This window comes from Planomonospora sp. ID82291, assembly GCF_015711645.1.
Classification (GTDB): domain Bacteria; phylum Actinomycetota; class Actinomycetes; order Streptosporangiales; family Streptosporangiaceae; genus Planomonospora.
Map to the genome: position 1 here is coordinate 1,106,778 of NZ_JABTEX010000001.1, position 25,072 is coordinate 1,131,849.

The window sequence follows — 25,072 nt, forward strand, 5'->3', positions numbered from 1 at the left end:
GCGACCCTAACGGCTCCGGGCGTTAGGGTCGGGGCATGTTGGCTCTGGAGTTCGTCAGCACCGTCCGTGCGACGAGGAGCGGCCCGCTGGACACGCTCTCGGACGTCCGGGGGATGACCGGGTGGGCTCGCGAGCACGCCGCGGAGCTGGGGCTCGGCCCGGACTTCACCGCCGCCGAGGAGCTCCGGCGCGCGGTGGTCGAGCTCCGGCAGGCCGCGCGCGCCCTGTTCGCCAGGGCCGTGGCGCCCGGACCGCCGAGCGGCGCGGACGCCGACCGCCTGCCCGATTTCGCCGCCTCGCTCGATCTGGTCAACGCCGCGGCGCTGGCCGTGCCGTCGGCCCCCCGGCTGGAGTGGCCGGCAGACGGCGCCCCGCGCGCGGTGAACGTCCCCGCGGGCGGGGCGGACGAGTCCTCCCGCGTCCGCGCCGTCCTCGCCTCGGCGGTGATCGCCCTGCTGGCCGGGGCGGAGCGCGAGCGGCTCCGGACCTGCCCGGCCCCGCGCTGCGTGCTGTATTTCGTCAAGGAGCACGGCCGCCAGGAGTGGTGCTCGGTCGGCTGCGGCAACCGCGCCCGCGCCGCCCGCCACTACCGGCAGCACCGGACCGGCTGACCCCGGGAGGCCGCCGCGGCCCGCACCGGGAAGCGGGGCGCCCCATTGCTTTCTAACGGATGCATACGTTAGCTTGCCCTCAGACACCTAACGGATCCATCCGTTAGAAACTGCGACGGGAGAAGCACGATGACCCTCCGTACCGGCCACATCGGCCTCAACGTCTCCGACCTCGACGCGTCCCGGGACTTCTACCGGACGGTCTTCGGGTTCGAGGTCGTCGGCGAGTCGCACGAGGAGGGCCGCCGTTACGCCTTCCTCGGCCGCGACGGCACGCTGGTGCTCACCCTCTGGCAGCAGAGCGACGGCCGCTTCCCCACCGGCCTGCCGGGCCTGCACCACCTGTCCTTCGAGGTGCCCGACATCGAGGCGGTGCGGCGGGCGGAGGCCGTCCTCCGCGGGCTCGGAGCCGTCCTCCACCACGACGGCGTCGTCCCGCACGGCGAGGGCGCGTCCTCCGGCGGCGTGTTCTTCGAGGACCCCGACGGGATCCGGCTGGAGGTCTACGCCCCCGACGGCGCCGGAGACCGGTCCGCCCCCACCCCCGGAGCCCCCACCTGCGGCTTCTTCTAGCCCGGCGGGCCGGTCGCGCACAGAAGGAGGGGACGATGAGACACGAGGGGGAGGCCGCGGTGCAGCGGCGCTCCGGGGTGCGCCGCGAGGACTGGGGATCGGCCCGCGCCCGGCCGGAGATCCCCGCGGTGGCGGGCGACTTCCTGCGTGCGCAGCGCATGATCGTCGTCGGCGCCGCCGACGCCTCCGGCCGCGTCTGGGCGAGTGCGCTGACCGGACCGGCCGGGTTCGCCCGGCCCGACGGCGAGCGGACCGTCGTGGTCGGCGCGCTGCCCGGCCGGCACGATCCGCTGGCCGCCCTGTTCGGCGGCGAGGACGACGGAGACGGCGGAAAAGGCGGGGACGGCGGCGGGCGCCGTACGGCGGCGCCCGCCGGCACCGGGCAGGACGCGGGTGACCGCGACGGGCACGAGATCGGGATGCTCGCCGTCGAACCGGAGACCCGGCGGCGGATGCGGGTCAACGGCCGGGCCCGCCGGGACGGCGACCGGCTGGTGGTCCGCACCGACCAGGTCTACGCCAACTGCCCCAAGTACATCCGTTCCCGGAAGATCGTCGACGGGCCCCCGGGGATCGCGGCGCCCGGGACGGCGTCCACGACGGGGACGCTCACCGGCGGGCTGCGGGAGTGGATCGAGCGGGCCGACACGTTCTTCGTGGCCACCCGGGTGGAGGGGCTGGGCGCCGACGTGTCCCACCGGGGCGGCGGCCCGGGGTTCGTCCGGGTGGTCGGCGACCGGCGGCTGGTCTGGCCGGAGTACGCGGGGAACCTGATGTACATGACGCTCGGCAACCTGGAGCTCGACGAGCGCTGCGGTCTGCTCTTCCTCGACTGGGAGACCGGTGACGCGCTGCACCTGACCGGCCGGGCCCGCGTCGGCGAGGACCCGGCCGGCGTCCCCGGGGCGGAACGGCACGTCGCGTTCGACGTGGACGAGGCCGTCCGGATCGGCGGGGCGGTCCCGCTCCGCTGGGTCTCCGGGGAGCACTCCCGGCACAATCCGCCCGTGGCCCGGTTCCCCCGGGCGACTCACCGCGGCCTTCCGCAGGCGCCCCCGGGGAACGGCGGTTCCCCGGCGGGCGCACGCCGGGGGCGCCCCGGGGAACCGCCCCTCTTCTGAGCACAGACGGTTGACCCGTGAAGGGAGAGGCGTACGTTCGGGGGAAACCGGCTCTCCCTTCTCCTTCCCCCGCCGGGCGAACCTGGAGGACGTATGCCCGAAGTCACCGTCACCGTCGACGGCGTCGCCTACGAGGAGGAGGTCGAGCCCCGCCTCCTCCTCGTCCATCTCCTGCGGGACCGGCTCGGCCGGACCGGCACCCCGATCGGCTGCGACACGGGCAACTGCGGCTCCTGCACCGTGCTGCTCGACGGCCGGAGCGCCAAGAGCTGCTCCGTGCTCGCCGTACAGGCCGACGGGAGCGACGTGGTCACCGTCGAGGGCCTGGCCTCCGGCGGCGACCTGCACCCCATGCAGCGGGCCTTCCACGAGGAGCACGCCCTGCAGTGCGGGTACTGCACCCCCGGGATGATCATGGCCGCGATCGACCTGCTCCGCGACGACCCGGACCCGTCGGAGGAGGCCGTCCGCCGGGGGCTGGAGGGCAACCTGTGCCGGTGCACGGGCTACTGCACGATCGTCCGCGCGGTACGGCGCGGCGCCCGCGCGATGTCCGGCGGCCGGGACGCCGGGCCGGGCGGTGAAGCGGGCGGTGAGGCCGCCGGTGGACCCGCGGGCGGTGAGGCCGCCGGCGAGCCCGCGGGCGAGGGGGTGGCGGCACCGTGACCGAGCAGCTCGACGCGGGCCTCGTCGCCCGTCGGATCGCCGGGAGCGACCAGGTCGGCGAGCCCAGGGACCCCGCCGAGGGCCGCGAGGTCGGCCGCGCCCGCAGGCGCCGGGAGGACGCCCGGCTGATCACCGGGCGCACCCGCTGGACCGACAACATCCAGCTCCCCGGCATGCTGCACGTGGCGTTCCTGCGCAGCCCGATGGCGCACGCGCGCCTCACCCGGGTGGACGTCTCCGCCGCCCTGGCGATGCCCGGCGTGGTCGCCGCCTTCTCCGGCCGCGACTTCGCCGGCGAGCAGGGCAGCCTGCCGTGCGCCTGGCCGGTCAGCGAGGACGTCGTCATCCCCGACCACCCGCCCATGGCGGTCGACCGGGTCCGCTACGTCGGCGAGGCCGTGGCCTGCGTGGTCGCCACCGACCGCTACAGGGCCGCCGACGCGCTGGAGGCGATCGAGGCCGACTACGAGCCGCTGGAGGCGGTGCTCGACATGACCGAGGCGCTCTCCGACGGCGCCCCGGCCGTGCACGAGGCCGGCAACCAGGCCTTCACCTGGAGGTTCTCCGGCGGCGACGCCGACGCGGCGTTCCACGACGCCCCCGTGGTGCTCGACCGGACCTACGTCCAGCAGCGGCTCATCCCCACCGCGATGGAGCCCCGGGCGGTGGTGGCCGTCCCCGAGGGCGAGGGCTTCACGCTCTACTCGGCGACCCAGATCCCGCACATCCTGCGCGTCATGCTCGCGCTGACCACCGGCATCCCCGAGCACCTGCTGCGCGTGGTCGCCCCCGACGTGGGCGGCGGCTTCGGCTCCAAGCTCCAGGTCACCGCCGAGGAGGTGCTGGGCCTGCTGCTCGCCCGCCGGCTCGGCCGGCCCGTCAAGTGGACCGAGTCCCGCTCCGAGGGCAACCTGACCGCGCACCACGGCCGCGACCAGATCCAGCGGATCTCGGTGGCCGCCGAGCGGGACGGGCGCATCCGGGGCGTGCGGGTGGACCTGCTGGCCGACATGGGCGCCTACCTGATGCTGGTCACGCCGGGCGTGCCGCTGCTCGGCGCGTTCATGTACAGCGGCGTCTACAAGATGGACGCCTACGACTTCACCTGCACGGGCGTCTTCACCACCAAGGTGCCGACCGACGCCTACCGGGGCGCGGGCCGCCCCGAGGCGACGTTCGCGATCGAGCGCGCCGTCGACGAGCTCGCCGCCGAGCTGGGCCTGGACCCGGTCGAGGTACGGCGCCGCAACTGGATCTCCCGCGAGGAGTTCCCCTACACCACGGTCGCCGGGCTCACCTACGACTCCGGCGACTACGAGGCCGCCACCGAGCGGGCGCTGGCCCTGTTCGGCTACGACGAGCTCCGCGCCGAGCAGGCCGACCGGCGCGAGCGGCGCGACCCGGTCCAGCTCGGCATCGGCGTCTCGACGTACACCGAGATGTGCGGCCTGGCGCCGTCCCGGGTGCTCGGCTCGCTGAGCTACGGGGCGGGCGGCTGGGAGCACGCCGCGGTCCGGCTGCTGCCCACCGGCAAGGTCGAGGTCGTCACCGGCACCTCCCCGCACGGCCAGGGGCACGAGACGTCGTGGAGCCAGATCACGGCCGACGCGCTGGGCGTGCCGTTCGAGGACGTCTCCGTCCTGCACGGCGACACCGCCGTCTCGCCCCGGGGCATGGACACCTACGGCTCGCGCTCGCTGGTCGTCGGCGGCGTCGCCGTGCTGGCGGCCTGCGAGAAGGTCAAGGAGAAGGCGAAGCGGCTCGCCGCGCACCTGCTGGAGGCGGCCGACGACGACGTCGAGTTCGCGGACGGCACCTTCCGGGTGCGCGGCACCGACCAGGGCCGGACCATCCAGGAGCTCGCGCTGGCCGCCTTCGCCGCGCACGACCTGCCGGACGGCTTCGAACCCCGGCTGGACGCCGACGCCACCTTCGACCCGGAGAACTTCTCCTTCCCGCACGGCACCCACCTGTGCGCGGTGGAGGCCGACACCGAGACGGGGCGCGTCGCGATCCGCTCCTACGTGGCGGTGGACGACGTGGGCCGGGTGGTGAACCCGCTGATCGTCGAGGGGCAGGTGCGCGGCGGCATCGCGCAGGGCATCGGCCAGGCCCTGTTCGAGGAGGCGGTCCACGACACCGGCGGCAACCTGCTCACCACGACGATGGCCGACTACCTGATCCCGTCCGCGGCGGATCTTCCCGACTTCGTCACCGACCGGACCGAGACCCCGGCGACCAGCAACCCCCTCGGCGTGAAGGGGGTCGGCGAGGCCGGGACGATCGCCGCCACCCCGGCCGTGGTCAACGCGGTCGTCGACGCGCTCCGCCCCCACGGCGTGCGCGACGTCCCGATGCCCTGCACACCCGAGCGGGTCTGGCGCGCCCTGGCCCGCTCCCGCGCGAACGACGGAGGTACGCGGTGATCCCCGCCCCGTTCGACTACGTCCGGCCCGCGTCCCTGGACGAGGCCTGCCGAGTGCTCGGCGAGGCCGGTGACGGCGACGGCGACGGCGAGGTCAAGGCGCTGGCCGGGGGCCAGTCCCTGCTGCCGCTGCTGCGCCTGCGCCTGGCCTACCCCTCCGTGCTGGTGGACCTGGGGCGCCTGGAGGAGCTGCGCGGCGTGCACGACCGCGGCGACCACGTGTTCATCGGCGCGCTCACCACCCACGACGAGGTGCTGCGCTCCCCCGTGGTCCGCGAGCACGCCCCCCTGGTCGCCCTGGCCACCGCCACGGTCGCCGACCCCGCCGTACGGCACCGCGGCACCTTCGGCGGCTCCCTGGCCCACGCCGACCCGGCCGGGGACCTGCCCGCCGTCGCGCTCGCCCTGGACTGCGTGCTCGTCACCGCCTCCGGCGCGGGCGGGCGGGAGATCCCGGCGGCCGGGTTCTTCACCGGCTACCTGGAGACGGCGCTGGAACCCGGCGAGGTGCTGACCGGCGTCAAGGTGCCCAAGCTCGGCGACGGCTGGGGCTTCCACTACGAGAAGTTCCACCGGACCGCGCAGGCCTGGGCGGTGGTCGGCGTGGCCGCCGCCGTACGGATCGACGCGGGGGCCGTCGCGCAGGCCCGGATCGGGCTGACCAACATGGGCCCGGCCCCGGTGCGGGCGCGGGCCGTGGAGACGGCGCTGCGCGGCGTGACCCCGCCGGCCGCGGGCGCGGGCGGCGGCCACGACCCGGTCAAGGACGCCTGCGCCTGGGCGGACGAGGGCACGTCGCCCCCGACGGACCTGCACGCCAGGCCCGACTACCGCCGTCACCTGGCCCGGGTGCTGACCCACCGGGCCGTGCGGGCCGCGCTCCCGTGAGCCGCGTCCCGCCGGCCGGCCGCTCCCTCTCCGCCGCCGGCGGGACGCCCACTCTGGCGAAGTCCCCGTCCGTAGTCGTACTGTCACAGGTATTGCAGGTGCCGCGGGCACGGCCCGCCCGGCCGACCTCGAACAGGAGCGGATCGATGGCGATGCGGTTCGAGCACGAGTTCACGGTTCCGGTGCCGGTCGAACAGGCGTGGGCGGTGCTGCTCGACGTCGAGAGGGTCGCCCCCTGCCTGCCGGGGGCCGTGCTCGACACCGTGGAGGGCGACTCCTTCACCGGCCGGCTGAAGGTGCGGGTCGGCCCGATCACCGTCACCTACCGGGGCTCGGCCGCCTTCGCGGACGTCGACAAGGACGCGCACACCGCCGTCCTCAAGGCCTCCGGCAAGGAGGCCCGGGGTCCCGGGACGGCCTCCGCCACGGTCACCGTCCGGCTGTCCCCCGAGGGGGCGGGCACCCGCGCCGCGGTCGAGACGTCCTTCACCGTGACCGGCCGCCCCGCCCAGTTCGGCCGGGGCGTGATGGCCGAGGTCGGCGCCAAGCTCATCGACCGGTTCGCCGCCGAACTGTCCGGCCTGCTGAGCGAGCCCGCCGCCGGGGAGGCCTCCGCCCCGGGCGGGACCCCGGCCGCGGGCTCGCCGGAGACGGCGGAGCCCGGCGCGACCGGCGCGGCGCTCCCGGCGGGCGGCGGGACGGCGGAGGAGGCGGGCGCGAAGGGGCCGGACGGCCCGCCCGGGACGGTCCGCCCCATCCGCCGGCTGACGGCGGTGCCCTCCCCCGGCGAGACACCCGCGCTGGAGGAGGTCCGGCGGCAGGACGCCCACCCGGCCGGGACCGCCCGCACCTCCCGCACCCCGGACGAGGAGGCCCTCGATCTGCTGGAGGTCGCCGGCGTCCCCCTCCTGCGCCGGCTGGCCCCCGTCGCGGCCGTCCTGGCGGGTCTCGCCCTGCTCGTCTGGCTGGTCCGCCGCGTGCTGCGCGGCCGCGACGGCCACCGCGCTCGCTGACGGTCCGCCGGCGGGAGCCGTCCGGGGACCCCCGGCGTCGCCGGCGCTTCGCAGGCGGGAGCCGCCGGGGTCACCGGCGCTTGGCAGGCGGGGACCCCCGGGGTCGCCGGCGCTTGGCAGGCGGGGACCCCCGGGGTCACCGGCGCTTGGCAGGCGGGGGCCGCCGGGGTCACCGGCGCTTGGCGGGCGCGGGCCGTTCGAGGAGGAGGACGGTGACGCCGCGCAGCGGCCAGGACCGCGCCACGGTGAACCCCCCGTCCAGCAACGCGTCGACCTTGGGCACCATCCCCGGCGCCACCCCGCTCCGGGACGGGAGGGCGGTTCCCGGCCGGATCGCCCGGCCCTGGTCGCTCCGGACCAGCCAGACCCGCCCGGCCCCGTCCCCCGCCCCGTCCCCGCCCGCGCCGAGGCGCGCCTCCGGCGGCATGGGCGCGTAGCGGGTGAGCCCCTGGCGGGCCCACGGCACCACGTAGGCGATCGCGTCGCCGTCCCGCCGCTGCGCGGCGACGATCTCCGCCGCCGCCCGGTAGCTCACCTGGTGACCCGGCTCGGTGCGCAGCAGCACCTGCTGCCGGGCCCCGAGCGCCACCGCCACGCCGAGGGCGGCCACCAGGGCGGTCCGCGGCAGGCGCGCCGCGCCCAGCCCGGCGAGCAGGGCGAACGCGGGCGCGGCGAACAGGACGTACCGGGAGCTGTACACGGGCGTGATCAGGTGGGAGACGGCGAACAGGACCGGGGCCGGGAGCACGCCCCACACCAGCAGTCCGAGGACGAAGGGCCGTCCCGCGGCCCGGCCGCCCCCGGCCCCGGTGCCGTCCCCGGCCGAGGCGTCGCCCCCGGCCCCGGTGTCGGCCCCCGCTCCGGTCCCCGCGCCGGTGCCGTCCCCGGCCCGGGTCCGCCCCGAGGCCGCACGCCGGAGCAGCAGCGTCCCGGCCGCCCCGAGACCGGCCAGGGCCACGGCCCAGCCGAGGAGCAGGGCGGGCAGGTGGCCCGGCTCGGGGACCGGCTGCCAGGCGGTGATCGCGCTTCGCACCAGGACGAGGTTCTCCCAGCCCGGCGCCTCCAGCCAGTTCACCTGCCCGACCTGCCCGGCCGAGACCGCGGCGACGGCGAGCGCGGCCGGTGAGCCCAGCGCCAGCCACGGCAGGCAGCGCCGGGAGACGACCAGATGGGCCGGGAGGGAGAGCACCGCGAAGAGGTGGGTGCAGGGGATCAGCGCGACGGCCAGGACGTAGCGGGCCCACCGCCCCGTCTCCAGCGCCCGGTGCAGGGACCAGAAGGCGAACACGGACGCGGCGACGGCCAGGGCGTACGGCCGGGCCTCCTGGCCGAACCGGGAGATCGCCGGCAGCGCCGCCAGGAGGATCCCCGCGACCACCCCGGCACGGGCGCCGCCGAGCCGGCGGCCGAGGTCGGCGAGCAGCCCGGTGGCGGCGGCCGTCGCGAGCGCGGAGGGCAGCCGCAGCCACCAGTCCACCGTGCCGAGGCGGGTCCAGGCGTACATCAGCAGGTAGTACGGGAGGAAGACCGCGTCCCGCTCGCCGAGCGTCTCCCGCATGACGTCCAGCGAGGAGACGGCCTCCGCCGTGGCGAGCTCGTCGGCCCACATCGAGGGGGCCCACGAGCCCGCGACCGTCAGCGCCAGCGCGATCGCCGCGAGCAGCAGCGGCATCCGGGCCGAGGCGGACCGGGACGGCGCCGTGCCCGCCGGACGCCCCCGGCGGATCGCGGCGTCCTGCCGGGTGCGGATCATCACGAGCTCCTTGGACGACGGGCGACGGCCCCCGGGAAGATCCCGTTCCGCCGCGGGAGCGGCCGGCACAGCTTACATTCGCCGTCCTCCTCCCGGTTTCCGGGAGGGTCCCGCTTCCGGGAGGGTCCCGCTTCCGGGAGGGTCCCGCTTCCGGGAGGGTCCCGCTTCCGGGAGGGTCCCGCTTCCGGGAGGGTCCCGCTTCCGGGAGGGTCCCGCTTCCGGGAGGGTCCCGCTTCCGGGAGGGTCCCGCCTTTCGGGATCCGGATCCCGAGCGGCTTCCGGATCCCGAAAGGCGGGGCCGGGCCCGCACCGCCGGACCGGAGGCGGCAAAGAATCCACCATCAGTCAACAAGACGGGCAAGTCCGCATTTATTCGCGGGAATACCCCAAATCGTGATCAATGAGCCGGAGTGCAGTGTCGTCGTCATCGCCTACAACGACGCCGCCCGGCTGCCCCGGGCCGTGCGGTCCGTCCTCGGCCAGTCGCTGCGCGCCGTCGAGGCGGTCGTGGTGGACGACGCGAGCGACGACGGGACCGAGCAGGCCGTGCGGGCCCTGATGGAGGAGGACCCCCGGGTCCGCTACGTGCGCCGGGAGCGCAACAGCGGGGGCTGCGGGGCGCCGCGCAACGACGGGGTGGCCGCCGCCCGCGCGCCGTACCTCATGTTCCTCGACAGCGACGACCGGCTCCCCTGGCACGCCTGCAAGAGCCTGCTGGAGGAGATCGAGCGGACCGGCGCCGACTTCGTCACCGGGCAGATCAGCCGCTTCTACGAGGGGAGCCGCAGGAGCCGCCGCTACTACCCGGAGCTGTTCGCCCGGCGCAGGACCGTCGAGGGCATCGCCGCCGAGCCCGAGATGTTCCTCGACTCCTTCGCCACCAACAAGCTCTACCGGGCCGACCTGCTCCGGCGGATCCCGTTCCGGGAGGACCTGCACTTCGAGGACCACGTCTTCACCGCCGAGCTGTACTGCGCCGCCCGCAGGTTCGCGGTGGTGCCGTGGACCGTCTACAACTGGCACCGGGCCCGCGCCTCCTCCGCCGCGCCCGCCTCGATCTCCCTGCGCTACGCCGAGCTGGACAACGCCCGCCAGCGCATCCGGGCGGCCCGCCTCAGCGACGAGGCGCTGCGCGCCCGCGGCCACGCCGCGCTGGTCCCCGAGCGGCACCGCCGCTTCCTCCGGCAGGACCTGCGCGTCTACCTCAACACGCTGCCCGCCCGGGACCCGGACTGGGTGGCGGAGTTCGTCTCCGTCGCCAGGCCGTACCTGGCGGAGATCGACCCGGCGGTGTTCGACCGGATCGACCCCGTGGCCCGGGTCTGCTGCACGCTCATCCTCGACGGGCGCGCGGACGAGCTGGCCGTCGCCGCCCGCTCCCTCAACGGCCCGCAGGCCCCGCCGCGCACCGCCGTCCGGAAGGACGGGCGGACCTACTGGGGCGCCGTCCCCTCCCCGGGAACGGACATCACCGCGCTGCGCCTGGCCGAGCTGCCGTTCACCGCGAGCCGGCTCCGGCACGAGGCCGCCCTCGCGGTGGCCGGAACCCGGCTCACCCTGACGATCCGCACCTACGACCCGTTCGGGGTGCTGGCCGCCCACCCGGGCTGGACCGCGACGCTGAAGCTCTGGTCCGCCAAGGTACGGCTGGCGCCCCGCCGCCGGGCCGACGGAAGCCTCCTCAGCACGGCGACGGTCGACCTGGCCGCGCTGCGGCACGGCGGCCGGGCGGGCTTCGACGGCCGCTACGAGCCCAGGGTCGTCGTCACCCGCCCCGACGGGCGGACCACCTCCGACGTGCTGCTGCTCGACCCGGCCGCCGGACCCGTCACGGTCGGCGTCCCCGGGCACACGGTGACGATCCGGCCGGACGGGTACGCGGGGGTCCTGCGGGTGGCCTGGCGGCGGCGGGGCGTGCTGCGCGCGGTGCCCCGGCTGGCGCGGGCGCGGGCCCGGCTCATCCGGAGGCTGAGCACCCCGGAGCTGAAGCTCCGCGTCTACAAGGGGCTGATCCGGGTCCTGCCGCAGCGCCGGGACCTGGCGTTGTTCGAGTCCGACGTCGGCGCGGGCTGCACCGGCAGCCCCCGCTCCCTCTACGAGGAGCTGCGCCGCCGCGGGGCGCCGATCCAGGTGGTCTGGTCGGTCGCGCGCAACCGGCGGAACTTCCCGCCGGAGGCCCGGCTGGTCCGCCGGATGAGCTGGCGCCACGTCTGGACGATGGCCAGGGCGGGCTACTGGGTGGACAGCCACGGCCTGCCGCTGGACTACCCCAAGCCGCCCCGGACCCGCTACCTGCAGACCTGGCACGGCCAGGGCATCAAGTCGATCGGCTTCAACTCGCCCGACCTGCGCGCCGACTTCCCCGGCCCGCGCGCGCAGTGGCGGGCGGCCGTGGCCCGCTGGGACGCGCTGGTCGCGCCGAGCGCGGAGTTCGAGCGCATCTTCGTGCCGTCCAACGAGTACGGCGGGCCGGTGCTCCGGTTCGGCTCGCCCCGCTGCGACGTGCTCGTCCACGGCGACCCCGCGGCGGTGCAGCGGGCCCGGGACCACCTGGAGCTCCCGCCGGACCGCCGGGTGCTGCTGTACGCGCCCACCTACCGGGACCAGGCCAAGTTCTCCGGCCGGTCGATCCGGGCCGACCTGGAGATGATGGCCGAGGCACTGGCCGGCGAGTGGGTGGTGGTGCTCCGCCCCCACCCGGTCGAGCGCTACCGGGTCCCGCGGCACCTGCGCCCCTTCGTCCGCCCCGCCGGGTCGTATCCGGAGATCAACGACCTGATGCTGGCCTCCGACGCGCTGCTGACGGACTACTCCTCGGTGATGTGCGACTACGCGGTCACCGGGAAGCCGATGCTGTTCCTGATCGACGACTGGGACGAGTACCGCCGCATGGAGCGGGGCGTCTACCACGACCTGCCGGCGATCGCGCCGGGCCCGTGCCTGACCACCACCGAAGAGCTGATCGGCGCGCTGCGCGACCTCGACGCCGTCGCGGCCTCGTTCGCCGCCGAGTACGCCGCCTTCCGCGAGCTGTGGTGCGCCGACGAGAAGGGCGAGGCGAGCGCCCGGGTGGCCGAGGCGTTCTTCGGCCTGCCCCCGGGCCCGGCGGCCCGCCCGCCCGCGTCCGTCCGGTCGCTGATCCGGGCGACCGTACCGGGACGGCTGCGGTGAGCCCGCGGGGAACCCGGCGCGGCGGGCGACCGGGGAACGAGGCCGTCCGCGCGGCGGGTGAGGAGCGGTGAACGACCATGAGCCCGGAGGGGACCCGACGCGACGAGCGCGGCGGGTGAGGAGGGTGAGGAGGGTGGACCGAGCATGACCACCGTGCTGCTCGCCTGTCTGGACGCCGACACGCTGGGCGGGATCCAGCGGGTCACCCACACCGTGGCCCAGGGCCTGGCCGAGCGCGGGCACGACGTGCACGTGCTCGGGCTGCACCGGGCCGAGCACCCGTTCCGCTACGTGGAGCGGCCCCGCTACCGGCGGCACCTGGTCCACCGCGCGCCGCCGGGGCGGCTCTCCCGTACGGCGGCCCGGCACGAGCGGCGCCGCCTGACCGAGCTGGCCGACCGGCTGGCGCCCGGCTTCGCGGTGCTGTCCTCGCCGAGCGTGGTGGCCCGGCTCCGGCCGCTGCTCCCGCGGCACCTGCTCCCGATCGGCCAGTACCACGGCTCCTACCAGCACGCCCGCGGCTCCTGGCACCTGCGTTCGGTCCGCGGCCACTACGGCCGCCTGGAGCGGGCGGTGTTCGTCAGCGAGGACGACGCCCGGCTCTTCTCCGAGCACGCGCTGCTGCCCAACACCTGGTCCATCCCGAACCCGCTGCCCGCCTGGCCCGCCGCGACCGCCGCCCTCACCGCCCGCCGGGTGCTCGGCGTCGGCCGGTTGGAGGGCGTGAAGCGGTTCGACCGGCTGATCTCGGCCTTCGCCATGGCGTGCGGGAGCGGCGCGGACGGCTGGGAGCTCCACCTGATCGGCGAGGGAGCCGAGGAGGAGCGGCTGCGGGCGCACGCGCGCGCGTGCGGGGCGGCGGACCGGGTGGTCTTCCGGGGCGCGGTGCCCGCGGCGGAGATGGGGCGCGAGTACCTCGGCGGCTCCGTTCTCGGCCTCTCCAGCGAGCACGAAGGACTGCCGCTGGTCGTCGCCGAGGCCGCCTCCTACGGCGTGCCCTCGGTGGCGTTCGACGTCTCGGGCGGCGTGCGGTCGCTGGTCCGCGACGGGGAGACCGGGATCCTGGTCCCTCCGGCCGACGTGGACGCCTTCGCCGCGGCGCTGGCAGGGCTGATGTCCCCGGTGACGGCGGCCCTGGCGGCTCCGGCAGCCCTGGCGGCTCCGGCGGCCCTGGCGGGCACGGCCGAAGCGCCGTATGCGGCAGGACCGGCGCACGCGGCCGGACCGGCGGACCCGGTGGGCGTGAGGCGGCGGCTGGGCGCCGCCGCCCGCGCGCACGCCGAGGCGTTCCGGCTGGAGCGGGTCCTGGACCGCTGGGAGGAGCTCTTCGAGCGCATCACCCGGTGAGCCCGTCCTCCGGTGCCGGCGGGGACGACGGCACGGACGACACCGGCGACACCGGCGACACCGGCGACACCGGCGGCGACGAGGACACGGCCTGCCCCGCCAGGACGCGCCCGTCCTCCGGCCCGGGGAGCCCGGCCAGCCGCAGCTGCGCGGAGGTGAGCCGGGCCGCGACCGGGTTCGGCTCGCGGAGCCGTACCAGCCGGTCGAGGGCGGCCCGCTTGGTCCGGGCCAGCCTCCGCATGGTCGCGGTCCGCTCGTAGGCGAGCAGGTGCGTCCTCGAAATCCTCGACGCCTTCGCCGCCCCGCTGAGCTCGTAGCCGAGTCCCTCCAGCCGGTCGCCGAGCACGCTCTCGCACAGCGCGACCTCCCACGGCTCCAGCCGGTCCCGCCACGACCCCGAGCGCGCGGTGGTCACCTCGCCGTGGGTCCGCGCGTGCCAGGTCTTGTGCCCCGGTACGGCGATGCCCGCCACCCGCTTCGGCTCGCACATGACCGGGTCGAAGTCCTCGCCCAGGAAGGCGCAGAGCCCGCGCAGCTCGGTCTCGGGATCGCGCGTCAGGTCCTCGTAGCGCAGCTCGTGGTAGCTGCCCGCGGGCAGCTTCGGCGCCCGGTGGCGGGCGAAGTCGACCGCCTCGGCCCAGACGGAGACGGAGCTGTGCACGGTCCCGGTGTGCCAGGGCATCTCCTTCAGCGACGCCACGCAGTCGCGGCCGTCCCGGATCAGGTGCACGAACTGCGCGTCCGGGAAGAGCCGGAGCAGCACGTCGACGTTCTGGAAGTAGGAGGGCCGCTTGTCGCCCCAGCGCGGCTTGCCGAACCGGGCCGCGTAGGCGCGCAGCACGATGCCCAGCGCCGAGCCCAGCGTCCCCGGGCCGTCGACGATCTCCCTGGCCACCTCGGCCGCGTCCAGCCCCAGCACGTGGAAGCGGGACTGACGGCGGCCCACCAGCCATTCGGCGAACTCGCGGCGGCAGACGGGCGCGGTGAAGTCGCCGAAGTGGAGCCGCCGCTGGTAGGCGGAGATCATGAAGCGGGTCTCCGGCGGCACCGCGAGGCGCGGGTGCGCGTGCAGCATGAGCTGCAGCATCGTCGTCCCGGAACGCGGGCAGCCGATCACGAACACCGGCCGGTCGGACCGCACGGTCACGCCCTCGCCAACTCGCCGAGCTGCCGGACGGTGAGCTGCGCGGCCACCGGACCCCGCTCGCGGAAGCGGTTGATCCGGTCCCGGACCTCCTGGCGCCGGCGGATCCGGCGGCGGCGGGCGGCGATCTCCTCCACCGCGGCGACGTGGGCCCGGTCCGCCGCGGGCGCACCGGCCGGCTCGTAGCCGCAGGCGGTCAGCCGCTCGCCGAGCACGGTCTCGCAGAGGGAGACCTCCCACGGCTCCAGCCGCGAGGTCCACGAGCCGGGGCGCAGCGCGGCCGTCTCGCCGCGGGTGCTCCGGCGCCGGTCCCTGGCCTGCGGCACCGCCGTCTCCGCCATGCGGCACGGCTCGGCCATGGCCGGGTCGTAGTCCTCGCCGAGGTAGGCGCAGAGCTTGCCGAGCTCGATCTCCGGGTCGGCCATCAGGTCCTCGTAGCGCAGCTCGTAGTAGCTGTCGGCCGGGAGCCTGCGGGCCCGGCGGCCGCAGTCGACCGCCTCGGCCCAGCTGTTCACCGCGTGGAAGACGTCCCGGGTGTACCAGGGCATCTCCTTCAGCGACGCCACGCAGTCGCGGCCGTCCCGGATCAGGTGCACGAACTGCGCGTCCGGGAAGAGCCGCCGGATCACGCCCACCTGGTGGTGGTGGCCCGACCGCCGGTCGGCCCAGCGCGGCCTGCCGTACCGCGCGGCGTAGGAGCGGAAGGCGATGCCGATCGCCGATCCCAGGGTGGGCGGCCCCACGACGACGTCCTCGACGAACCGGTCCCCGTCGAGGCCGAGCTCCTCGAACCCGGTGTCGCCGTCCCGGACGATCCACCGGCCCAGCCGCCGCCGGTTGGGCTCCTCCCGCAGGTCGCCGAAGGCGAAGCGGTAGTAGTAGCCGGGCACCGTGAAGCGGGTCTCCGGCGGCACCGCGATGCGCGGGTGCGCGTGCAGCATGAGCCGCAGCATCGTCGTCCCGGAACGCGGGCAGCCGATCACGAATATCGGACGGTCGGACTGCATCACAACGAACCCCCGTGAAAGTCGGCGGACGGCCCGGTTCCGCGGCGGATCCCCCGATCCGGATCGGACAGGCCCTCGTCCTGCCAGCATGGCGACCCCTCGCCTACCGGAACCGGCTCTCTGCGACTAACGGAACATCTCCATACCTGCCCTTGACCTTCTTTACCGTCCTGGTCCCCGTCCTGGTCCCCGTCCTGCTCCCTGCCCACCGGGATCCGGGGCGGGCCGCCGGTCCGGAGCGAGCCGTCGATCCGGGCCGGGGCGCCGGTCCCCGGGGCGGGTCACCGGTCGACGAGGACGGGCTTGTCCGGGGTGAGGAGGGGGAGCCCGGCCAGCCGCAGCTGGGCGGAGGTGAGCCGGGCCGCGACCGGGTTCGGCTCGCGGAGCCGTACCAGCCGGTCATGGGCGGCGCGCTTGGCCCGGGTCAGCCTCCGCACGGCCGCGGCCTGCCGGTAGGCGAGCAGCTGCGTCTTCGACGGCTTCGGCGCCCCGCTGAGCTCGTAGCCGAACTCCTCCAGCCGGTCGCCGAGCACGCTCTCGCACAGCGAGACCTCCCACGGCTTCAGCCGGTCCCGCCACGAGCCCGAGCGCGCGGTGGTGACCTGCTCGTGGGTGTTCACGTGCCAGGTCTTGTGCTCCGGCACGGCGACGCCCGCCACCCGGCTCGGCTCGCACATCGCCGGGTCGAAGTCCTCGCCCAGGAAGTCGCAGAGCCCGCGCAGCTCGGTCTCGGGATCGCGGGTCAGCCGCTCGTAGCGCAGCTCGTGGTAGCTGCCCGCGGGCAGCTTCGGCGCGCGGTCGCGGGCGAAGTCCATCGCCTCGGCCCAGATCGCGATCGCGTGGGAGATGTCCTTGTTGTACCAGGGCATCTCCTTCAGCGACGCCACGCAGTCGCGGCCGTCCCGGATCAGGTGCACGAACTGCGCGTCCGGGAAGAGCCGGAGCAGCACGTCGACGCTCTTGAAGTACGACGGCCGCTTGTCGCCCCAGCGCGGCTTGCCGAACCGGGCCGCGTAGGCGCGCAGCACGATGCCCAGCGCCGAGCCCAGCGTCCCCGGGCCGTCGACGATCTCCCTGGCCACCTCGGCCGCGTCCAGCCCCAGGTCCTGGAACCGGTTCTGCCGGCGCTCCACCAGCCACTCGGCCAGTTCGTGGCGGCGCGTCGGGTCGTCGAGATCGCCGAAGTTGAGCCGCCGCTGGTAGGCGGCGAGCATGAAGCGGGTCTCCGGCGGCACCGCGATGCGCGGGTGCGCGTGCAGCATGAGCTGCAGCATCGTCGTCCCGGAACGCGGGCAGCCGATCACGAATATCGGACGGTCGGACTGCATCACAACGAACCCCCGTGAAAGATGTGGTCGGACAGGTGTGCCGGGCGAGCGGGCGGGTGCCGCCGCGCCGGTCGGAGTCGGACGGGTGTGCCGGGCGGAAGGCGCCGCGCCGGTCGGAGTCGGACGGGTGTGCCGGGCGGAAGGCGCCGCGCCGGTCAGGGTCGGGCGGGTGTGCCGGAGGGGCGGAGGCCGCCGCGCCGGTCAGACGGGCAGGTGCTGCGGGCTCCGCGGGGCCGGCACGAGGGGCACCGCCTTCCGGGTGAACCGCCACAGCCGGCAGATCAGGTACGCCTCGTTCAGCAGGAGCAGCCCGCCCGCCGCGGCCGGGACGGGCAGCAGTGCCCAGGGCCCGAGGAGCGGGGCCACCACGAAGACCGCGGCGTGGAACTCGATGCCGCTCATCAGGTGGGTGCGCACCCGGTAGCGGGCCAGGAAGGGACCGATCAGGCGGTACTTCCCGATCGCCCGCCGCGCGCCCCGGTACGGCCGCCGGGCGGCGGGCCGGCCGAGCGGCGGGCCGGCCTCGGCCAGGACCGCGGTGATCCGCGTCCGCGTGACGGGGTCCTCCCCCTCGCCCCCGGACTCCCGGATCTCCCTGACCACCTCGCGCACCCGCCTCATCTGCGCCGCGTTCACGTAGCGGAAGAGGTCCAGCACCGTCACCCCGGCGCCGAGCAGGACGTAGGCCACGTCACCGGTCACCGCGTACTGCCCGAACGCCAGTCCGGCCGCGCAGCAGACCTCCCGGACCCGGTCGCCCACGAAGTCGACCCAGAGCCCGAACGGGGTGCCCGTGCCCTTGAGCCGGGCGATCTTCCCGTCCATGCAGTCGACCAGGAAGCTGAGGTAGAACAGCGCGGCCCCCGCCGCGAGCCGTCCCGTCGCGAACGCGACCGCCGCACCCGCGCCGAGCACGAGCGAGAGGCCGGTGAGCCCGTTGGGCGTGACGTCCGTGCGGTTGGCCACGACCAGGGCCAGCCGGCAGGCCACCGGGTCGACCAGGAAGACGGTCCACCAGGAGTCCTTCTGCTTGCACGTGGCACGGACGTCGTCCAGCGAGTAGACCCTCATGCAGATCAGCATGGCCACCTCCCGGTCACCGGAATTGACGGTCTGTAACCAACGGAAGGTCTCCATGCCACTTCTTGACCAACCCCCGCCGGGGACGCCGGCAGCGTTGACCTTCCGGCGGCCGAGTGCGGAGCGGACCCGGGCCTTCACCCCGCCGGGACCCGCCGGTCACTCCCCGTGCCCGGAGGCGCCGGGACGCGTGTCCGGAGGCGCCGGGACGCCCGGCCGCGGATCACGGCACCTCGAGGATGAGGCGTCCGCCCTTGCCCAGCGTGTACCGCACGTCCCGCCCGGCCTGCTCCCCCGGCTCGCCCTCCGCCGTCAGCGGACCCCGCACCGGCCCCTCCCGGCGCAGCCGGCCCAGGGAGACCTGCCCGTGCAGGGTCCACCGTCCCGGCGGGAGGTCCTCCAGGGCGATCTCGGCGGCGAACCCCCCGCCCTCCCCCTGCTCCACCCGCACGGGGACGCGCCCGCGCGCCCCGGGACCGGCCAGCCAGAGCCGGACCTCGCCCGGCTGCTCCTCCAGGTGCCTGATCCCCGCCCGCCCCTCCAGCAGGAGCCTCCCTTCCGACCAGCGGGCCTCCTCCGCGACCGCCCGCAGGGCCAGTTCGTCCCCCACCTCGTACACGCGGTCGGGGATCCCGCGCGACCGGTCGCGGAAGAACGGATAGGCCGCGTACCACCGGCGGCCGCACAGCCCCCGCCGGACGACCCGCACCTCCTCCTCCTGGCGGAACCTGCACACCTCGCGCAGCTCGGCGACCATGCGGTGCCGCAGGAGATGCAGCTCCAGCCTCCGGACGACGGGCAGCTCCGCGACGGCCGCCGGGTCGAGGGCGGCCAGGCAGGGGTCGACGATCGCGAACAGCGCGTCCAGGTCCTCCTCCGCGGCCACCGCGATCGCCTCCCCCGCCAGCCGCAGGTCCCACGACGCGATCATCTGGTCGAGCACCCTCCGCAACGACGGCGCCCGCTCGGCGACGAACCCCTGGACCGCGCGGACCGAGGCGATGCGGTCGCGCACGTTGGTCACCTCGGTCCGCCGCTGGGTTATCGAGGTCGGGCGCAGCCGCCAGTGGTAGACGACGTCGGCGAGCACGTCGACGCTCGACGCGAGGACGTGGGCGGGAATCGTCACGGGCGCGTCCTCGTAGAGGCCCTCGGGGAACGCGAACCCGTGCCGGTCCCAGAAGGAGCGGCGGTACACCTTGTTCCAGGCCGTGCGGTCGTGGACGAGGTTCGTCTTGCGGGAGATGTGCGTGCCGTGCACGGTCCGCCGGAACATCCGGCGGTGCAGGCCCGACGGCGCGCTCTCCTCGGCGGTGAACCGGTGGACGGCCCCGGAGGCGAAGTCCGATCCGCTCCGCTCCAGGCTTCCCACCATCGCGGCGTAGGCCCCGGCGGGCAGGACGTCGTCGCTGTCGGCGAACGCGAGATAGGCGCCCCTGGCGTGCCCGACCCCGGTGTTGCGGGCCGGTCCCAGCCCGCGGTTCTCCTGCTGGACGAGGCGGAACCTCCGGTCGGCCGCGGCGAACTCCTTGGCGATGACCGCGCTGCCGTCCGTCGATCCGTCGTCGACCATGACGACCTCGAGATCGGTGAGCGTCTGCTCCGCCAGGGACGTCAGGCATTCCCGGAGGTACTCCTCCACCTCGAAGAACGGGACGACGACGCTGAGCAAAGGGGTTTTCAACAAAAGGTTCCTCCAGTGCGCGAGGACCGGTGAGTCGCCGCTCAGGATGCCCCTCCGGTGAGCGGCGGCGGTGGAAGCTGCTCCCCGCTGGCCCGCTCTTTGCCGAACCGTGGGCCGTCCGCCGCACCGCTCGCTACGCTCGGCGATGGCACCTAGTCGTCACCCTCCGCACCGGTGCCGACGCGCCATGTGACGCGAGAGAGGAAATCATGATCTCGATAGACGGCCGGCCGATCGGCCCCGGCCACGCGCCCTTCGTGATCGCGGAGATGTCCGGCAACCACAACGGCGACCTGGACCGGGCGCTCGCCATCGTCGACGCCGTGGCCGACGCCGGAGCGCACGCCCTCAAACTGCAGACCTACCGCGCCGACACCATCACCGTGGACGTCGACGGTCCCGCCTTCCGGATCAGCGACGGTCACGCGCTGTGGGGCGGCGACACGCTCTACCGGCTCTACGAGCGCGCCCACACCCCGTGGGAATGGCATGAACCGATCTTCCGCCGGGCCCGGGAGAGGGGGCTGGCGGCCTTCTCCTCCCCGTTCGACCCGACGGCGATCGACCTGCTGGAGTCGCTGGACGCGCCGGCCTACAAGATCGCCTCTTCGGAGATCGTGGACCTGCCGCTGATCAGGCTCGCGGCGGGCACGGGCAAGCCTCTGATCATCTCCACCGGGATGGCCACGGTCGGGGAGATCCACGCGGCCGTCGAGGCGGCCCGCGAGGCGGGCTGCACGCAGCTGGCGGTGCTGGCCTGCACCGCCAGCTACCCCGCCTCCCCGGCGGACAGCAACCTGCGCGCCCTCCCCCTGCTCGCGGACGTCACCGGCGCCGTCGTCGGGGTCTCCGACCACACTCCGGGGGTGGGCGCCGCCCTCGCCGCGGTCGCCCTGGGCGCGTCCCTGATCGAGAAGCACGTCACGACGGCGCGGGCCGACGGAGGGGTGGACTCCGCCTTCTCCCTCGAACCGGCCGAGCTCGCGACGCTGGTCGTCGAGAGCGAGCGGGCCTGGCAGTCGCTGGGCGCCGTGCGGATCGGTCCGCGCGCGAGCGAGCGCGAGGGGCTGCGGTTCCGCCGCTCCCTCTACGTCGTGGCCGACGTCCGCGCGGGCGAGCCGGTCAGCGGACGCAACGTCCGCTCGATCCGGCCCGCGGGCGGCCTGTCCCCCGCCGCGATGCCCCAGGTCACCGGACGCCGCTTCACCCGGGACGTCCCGATGGGCACCCCGCTGACCTGGGATCTGATCTGATCGCGCCCAGCAGCGCGTCCGCCACCCGTGCCCGGCCCCTGCCGTCGACCAGGGCCCGCCCGCGCTCGCCGTACCGGCGCCGCAGGAGGGGATCGGTGAGCAGGTCCCGCAGCAGGGGGACCGCCTCCTCGGCGGCGGTCCCGGGCCCGAGGCCGGCGGCCAGCCCGCGGCCCACCACCTCGTCGTAGCCGATCAGCTGGTTCTCGGCGACCCAGGTGAGCCCGGCGGGCACGCCCAGGTGGAGCAGCTCCCAGGTGGACGTCCCGGTGGCGGTGATCACCAGGTCCGCCCCGGCCATGAGGGCGGGCAGAGCGTCGGTGGGCGGGATCACGGTGATCTGCGGGCGGGACGGGATCGGACGCGCGCTGACCACGGTGGCGGTGAAGGGCGCCCCGGTGCCCGCCAGCGCCTCCGCCCAGCGGGGGGCCACCCCGGCGGCGTCGGTGCCGCCGAAGAAGCAGAGCACCCGCGCAGGCCCCTCCCCCGGCCTGGCCCGCAGCCGCCGTACGGCGTCGCGGAGCAGGACGTACCCCGCTCCGGCGAGGCGGACCGACCCCTCCGGGACCGGGACGTCCCGCTCCTCGGCCCCGAGGTTCTGGTCGAGGTACAGATCGGCGGACTGCCCGCGCAGGTCGCCGTCCACGACGGCCAGGACCCGCAGGCCGGACTCCCGCAGCGCGGCACCGGTGCCGGGGTCGAGCGTGTAGGAGTCGAGCACGACCCCGTCCAGGGCCAGGTCCCGCGCCTGCCCGGCGAGGGCCCGCGGCTCCGGGGCGGCGGGGACCAGCGGCAGCCCTCTGCTCACGAGCTGGCCCGCCGCCCACGGCAGGCCGCCCAGGTCGCCCAGGAACACGACCTGCACGCCCCGGCCCGCCAGCTCCTCCGCCAGGGCGACGCACCTCACCAGGTGGCCGACCCCGATGAGGGGGCCGGCGTCGCAGCGGATCCCGATGCGCGGGCTCACGCCTCCTGCAGCGCCTTCTGCTCGACGTGCGCGTTGAGCGCCCGCACCTCCGGACGGTCCCGCAGCCAGCGCACGAGCGCGCCGACGGGGACGGGCCGGTCTCCGAACTCCCGCACCACCCGCCCGATCACGTTCCAGTCCTCCTCGGTGTCGAGGGTGACCCGCAGGTCGGCGGCCTCGGGGGGGTAGGTCAGCCCCATGATCCGGAAGTCGTCCGGCCGGGTGTGGACGTACGACGTCACGTGCGTCCGGTGGTAGGCGTCCGCCTCGCGGTCCGCCCTCTCCAGGGCGGCCCTGCCGACGATCTCCACGTCCGTGCCGCGCGGCAGGGTGCGGGGCAGGGCGGTGCTGAGGTAGTCGAGGCCGGGGACGGCCCGGTAGACCAGGGCCGCCTCGCGGATCACCGCCGGGTCGAGCAGCGGGCAGTCCGCGGTGAAGCGCATCACCGCGTCGCCCGGACGGCCGGCCAGCGCGGCCGTGAAGCGGGTGAGCACGTCGTCGACCGGGCCCCGGCTGCAGGCCGCGCCCAGCCGCGCGCACTCGGCCTCGACCGCGTCGTCCGCCGCCTCCGCGGTGGTCGCGACCAGCAGCTCGTCGACCGCCCGCGACTCCCGGACGGCCCGGACCACCCACCCCAGGACCGAGCGGCCGGACAGCTCGCGGAGGACCTTGCCGGGCAGCCGCGTGGACCCCGTCCGCGCCTGCACGATTCCGATAATACGCACCGATGCCCCATTCCCCGTGTGACACTGTGTGCTGGCCAGGTCGCGCTATGCTACCGGGCCAGTCCGGCCGACCACAGTGCGTAATGACAAGTACGGGGGAACCTCATGAGCATACTCACTGGTTCGTCAATCCTGATCACCGGAGGGACGGGCTCCTTCGGCAAGGCCTTCATCCGGTACGCCCTGGACAACCTGGACCCCCGCCGTCTGGTCGTCATCTCCCGCGACGAGCTGAAGCAGTACGAGGCGCGGCAGCTGTTCGGGGACGACGAGCGGCTGCGCTGGTTCATCGGCGACATCCGCGACCGGGAGCGGCTCACCCGCGCGATGCACGGCGTCGAGTACGTCGTGCACGCCGGCGCCCTCAAGCAGGTCGACACCGCCGAGTACAACCCCTTCGAGTACGTCCGGACCAACGTCGCCGGATCGCAGAACGTCATCGAGGCGGCCATCGACTGCGGGGTCCGCAAGGTCGTGGCGCTCTCCACCGACAAGGCGTCCAGCCCCATCAACCTGTACGGCGCGACCAAGCTCGTCGCCGACAAGCTGTTCGTCTCGGCCAACCACTACGCCGCGGCCTTCCCCACCCGGTTCTCGGTCGTCCGCTACGGCAACGTCGTCGGCAGCCGCGGCTCGGTCGTGCCGTTCTTCCTCCGGCTGGCGCGCGAGGGCGCGAGCATCCCGATCACCGACAAGCGCATGACCCGCTTCTGGATCACCCTGGAGGACGCGGTGCGCTTCGTGATCGACTCCTTCGACATGATGCAGGGCGGCGAGCTCTACGTGCCGCGGATCCCCAGCATGCGGGTGACCGACCTGGCCGAGGCCCTCGCGCCGCAGAGCCCCACCTACGAGATCGGGATCCGCCCCGGCGAGAAACTGCACGAGGAGATGATCGCGCCGGACGACGGGCGCCGCACGCTCCGCCTGCCCGACCGCTACGTCGTCCAGCCCACCATCGCGACCTGGGGCTACGTCCCCCCGCAGGGCGGCACCGCGCTCCCCGAGGGGTTCGCCTACCGCTCCGACACCAACGACCGGTGGCTCTCGGTCGACCAGCTCCGCGCCATGGCCGCGGTAGGGGTCTGATGCTCCCCTACGGCCGCCAGTCGATCACCGACGAGGACGTCGAGGCGGTCGCCGAGGTGCTCCGCGGCGACTGGCTGACGACCGGTCCCGCGGTCGGCGCGTTCGAGGCCGAGCTCGCCCGGTGGACGGGCGGCGTGCCGTGCGTCAGCGTCACCTCGGGCACCGCCGCGCTCCACGTGGCCTACGCCGCGGCCGGGATCACGGCGGGCGACCAGGTCGTCGCCTCCCCGATGACGTTCGTCGCCACCGCGGCCACGGCCGCGCTGCTGGGCGCCGAGGTCGTCTTCGCCGACGTCGAGCCGGACACCGCCAACCTCGACCCCGACGCCGTGCGGGCGGTGACCACCCCGCGGACCCGGGTGATCGCCGCGGTCGACTACGCCGGCCATCCCGCCGACTACGACGAGCTGCGCACGGCGGCCGACGACGTGGGCGCCCTGCTGCTGGACGACGCCGCCCACTCGATCGGCTCGACCTACAAGGACCGGCCGATCGGGTCGGTCGCCGACCTCACCACGTTCTCCTTCTTCCCCACCAAGACCGTGACGACGGCCGAGGGCGGGGCCGTGGCGGCGAGGAACCCCGAGCACCTCCTGCGCGCGGCGCGGTTCAGGAACCACGGCCTGGTGCGGGAACCCGAGCACCAGCGCGACCCCGACCACGGAGGCTGGCACCAGGAGGTGCACGCCTTCGGGCTGAACTACCGCCTGCCCGACGTGCTGTGCGCCCTGGGCGTCAGCCAGCTGAGGCGGCTGGCCGCGTTCCGCGACCGCAGGACCGCGCTGGTCGCGCGGTACGACACGGCGCTCGCCGGCGTCCCGGGGCTGAGCCTGCCGCCGCGGCGGGCCTACGTGTCCCCCTCCTGGCACCTGTACCCGGTCCGGATCCACGACGGCCGCCGCCGGGAGGTGTACGACCGCATGCGGCGGGCCGGGATCGGCGTGCAGGTCAACTACGTCCCCGCCTACTGGCATCCGGTCTTCGAGGGCCTCGGGTACCGGCGGGGCATGTGCCCCAACGCCGAGGCCTTCTACGCCGAGCAGCTCTCGCTGCCGCTCTACCCGGGGCTCTCCGAGGCCGACCAGGACCGCGTCGTGGACGCGCTCGCCGCGATCCTGCGCTGACCGCGCCCACGGCGCCGCCCGGGTCCTCCGCGGAAGGGGGCCCGGGCGGCGCCGTGGGCGCACCGCCCTCCCGCGGCGCTTCCCGCGAGTCTCCCGCGGCCTCCTC

20 protein-coding genes are annotated in these 25,072 nt (G+C 75.1%); 12 read left to right on the forward strand and 8 right to left on the reverse strand.

Going from position 1 to position 25,072, the window contains the following annotated elements; translation table 11 throughout:
• Positions 1-35: 35 nt before the first annotated feature.
• The 7 genes from HS045_RS04665 (at position 36) to HS045_RS04695 (ending at position 7,297) form a co-directional block, all read left to right on the forward strand.
• Entirely contained in the window at positions 36-611 is a 576-nt protein-coding gene (locus tag HS045_RS04665; protein ID WP_196449918.1) for an ABATE domain-containing protein, read from the forward strand.
• Between the two features lie 129 nt (positions 612-740).
• Complete coding sequence (locus HS045_RS04670) at positions 741-1,184, forward strand: VOC family protein (RefSeq protein ID WP_196449919.1); 444 nt, start codon at positions 741-743, stop codon at positions 1,182-1,184.
• 35 nt (positions 1,185-1,219) lie between these two features.
• Positions 1,220-2,305: a pyridoxamine 5'-phosphate oxidase family protein gene (locus HS045_RS04675; RefSeq protein ID WP_196449920.1), complete on the forward strand. Its 1,086-nt coding sequence runs from the start codon at positions 1,220-1,222 to the stop codon at positions 2,303-2,305.
• A gap of 93 nt (positions 2,306-2,398) precedes the next feature.
• A complete protein-coding gene (locus HS045_RS04680; RefSeq protein WP_196449921.1) occupies positions 2,399-2,971 on the forward strand; it encodes a (2Fe-2S)-binding protein in 573 nt (190 codons plus the stop codon).
• A gap of 35 nt (positions 2,972-3,006) precedes the next feature.
• The gene (locus HS045_RS04685; protein WP_374191373.1) at positions 3,007-5,397 is read left to right on the forward strand and encodes a xanthine dehydrogenase family protein molybdopterin-binding subunit; all 2,391 of its coding nucleotides are present in this window, start codon (positions 3,007-3,009) and stop codon (positions 5,395-5,397) included.
• The gene (locus tag HS045_RS04690) at positions 5,394-6,284 is read left to right on the forward strand and encodes a xanthine dehydrogenase family protein subunit M (protein ID WP_196449923.1); all 891 of its coding nucleotides are present in this window, start codon (positions 5,394-5,396) and stop codon (positions 6,282-6,284) included. Before HS045_RS04685 ends, HS045_RS04690 begins: the two co-directional genes overlap by 4 nt.
• 146 nt (positions 6,285-6,430) lie before the next feature.
• Positions 6,431-7,297: an SRPBCC family protein gene (locus tag HS045_RS04695; RefSeq protein ID WP_196449924.1), complete on the forward strand. Its 867-nt coding sequence runs from the start codon at positions 6,431-6,433 to the stop codon at positions 7,295-7,297.
• Positions 7,298-7,466: 169 nt separating this feature from the next.
• On the opposite strand, the gene HS045_RS04700 is transcribed toward HS045_RS04695, so the two are convergent.
• Positions 7,467-9,050, reverse strand: coding sequence for a glycosyltransferase family 39 protein (locus tag HS045_RS04700; RefSeq protein ID WP_196449925.1), 1,584 nt, complete (start codon positions 9,048-9,050; stop codon positions 7,467-7,469).
• Between the two features lie 393 nt (positions 9,051-9,443).
• Here HS045_RS04700 and HS045_RS04705 point away from each other — a divergent pair, with 393 nt between their 5' ends.
• Together HS045_RS04705 and HS045_RS04710 are read left to right on the forward strand one after the other, a co-directional pair.
• The gene (locus tag HS045_RS04705) at positions 9,444-12,221 is read left to right on the forward strand and encodes a CDP-glycerol glycerophosphotransferase family protein (protein ID WP_196449926.1); all 2,778 of its coding nucleotides are present in this window, start codon (positions 9,444-9,446) and stop codon (positions 12,219-12,221) included.
• A gap of 144 nt (positions 12,222-12,365) precedes the next feature.
• Positions 12,366-13,568 carry a glycosyltransferase gene (locus tag HS045_RS04710; protein ID WP_196449927.1) on the forward strand — a complete coding sequence of 401 codons (1,203 nt, stop codon included), beginning with the start codon at positions 12,366-12,368 and terminating at the stop codon, positions 13,566-13,568.
• Here the strand turns inward: HS045_RS04710 and HS045_RS04715 are convergent.
• The 5 genes from HS045_RS04715 to HS045_RS04735 all read right to left on the reverse strand — a co-directional run bounded on the left by HS045_RS04715 (position 13,558) and on the right by HS045_RS04735 (position 19,811).
• Positions 13,558-14,715, reverse strand: a complete 1,158-nt coding sequence (locus tag HS045_RS04715) for a sulfotransferase (protein WP_307827384.1) — start codon at positions 14,713-14,715, stop codon at positions 13,558-13,560. The two genes, HS045_RS04710 and HS045_RS04715, sit on opposite strands and share 11 nt — an antisense overlap.
• Positions 14,712-15,719 carry a sulfotransferase gene (locus tag HS045_RS04720; protein WP_196449928.1) on the reverse strand — a complete coding sequence of 336 codons (1,008 nt, stop codon included), beginning with the start codon at positions 15,717-15,719 and terminating at the stop codon, positions 14,712-14,714. Before HS045_RS04720 ends, HS045_RS04715 begins: the two co-directional genes overlap by 4 nt.
• A 281-nt stretch (positions 15,720-16,000) precedes the next feature.
• Positions 16,001-17,047 (reverse strand): sulfotransferase, encoded by a 1,047-nt coding sequence (locus HS045_RS04725; protein ID WP_196449929.1) that lies wholly within the window; start codon positions 17,045-17,047, stop codon positions 16,001-16,003.
• Between the two features lie 201 nt (positions 17,048-17,248).
• On the reverse strand, positions 17,249-18,130 hold the full coding sequence (locus HS045_RS04730) for a CDP-alcohol phosphatidyltransferase family protein (protein ID WP_196449930.1): 882 nt from the start codon (positions 18,128-18,130) through the stop codon (positions 17,249-17,251).
• A 220-nt stretch (positions 18,131-18,350) separates the two neighbouring features.
• Positions 18,351-19,811, reverse strand: a complete 1,461-nt coding sequence (locus HS045_RS04735) for a glycosyltransferase (protein ID WP_196449931.1) — start codon at positions 19,809-19,811, stop codon at positions 18,351-18,353.
• Between the two features lie 209 nt (positions 19,812-20,020).
• Between HS045_RS04735 and pseI the strand changes: the two genes are divergently transcribed.
• Complete coding sequence (gene pseI, locus HS045_RS04740) at positions 20,021-21,064, forward strand: pseudaminic acid synthase (RefSeq protein WP_196449932.1); 1,044 nt, start codon at positions 20,021-20,023, stop codon at positions 21,062-21,064.
• Here the strand turns inward: pseI and HS045_RS04745 are convergent.
• Positions 21,015-22,028: a PseG/SpsG family protein gene (locus tag HS045_RS04745; protein ID WP_196449933.1), complete on the reverse strand. Its 1,014-nt coding sequence runs from the start codon at positions 22,026-22,028 to the stop codon at positions 21,015-21,017. The two genes, pseI and HS045_RS04745, sit on opposite strands and share 50 nt — an antisense overlap.
• Positions 22,025-22,735 carry a cytidylyltransferase domain-containing protein gene (locus tag HS045_RS04750; RefSeq protein WP_196449934.1) on the reverse strand — a complete coding sequence of 237 codons (711 nt, stop codon included), beginning with the start codon at positions 22,733-22,735 and terminating at the stop codon, positions 22,025-22,027. Before HS045_RS04750 ends, HS045_RS04745 begins: the two co-directional genes overlap by 4 nt.
• Before the next feature lie 123 nt (positions 22,736-22,858).
• Between HS045_RS04750 and pseB the strand changes: the two genes are divergently transcribed.
• The gene (gene pseB, locus HS045_RS04755) at positions 22,859-23,842 is read left to right on the forward strand and encodes a UDP-N-acetylglucosamine 4,6-dehydratase (inverting) (protein ID WP_196449935.1); all 984 of its coding nucleotides are present in this window, start codon (positions 22,859-22,861) and stop codon (positions 23,840-23,842) included.
• Positions 23,842-24,966: a DegT/DnrJ/EryC1/StrS aminotransferase family protein gene (locus HS045_RS04760; RefSeq protein WP_196449936.1), complete on the forward strand. Its 1,125-nt coding sequence runs from the start codon at positions 23,842-23,844 to the stop codon at positions 24,964-24,966. Before pseB ends, HS045_RS04760 begins: the two co-directional genes overlap by 1 nt.
• Positions 24,967-25,072 lie beyond the last annotated feature (106 nt).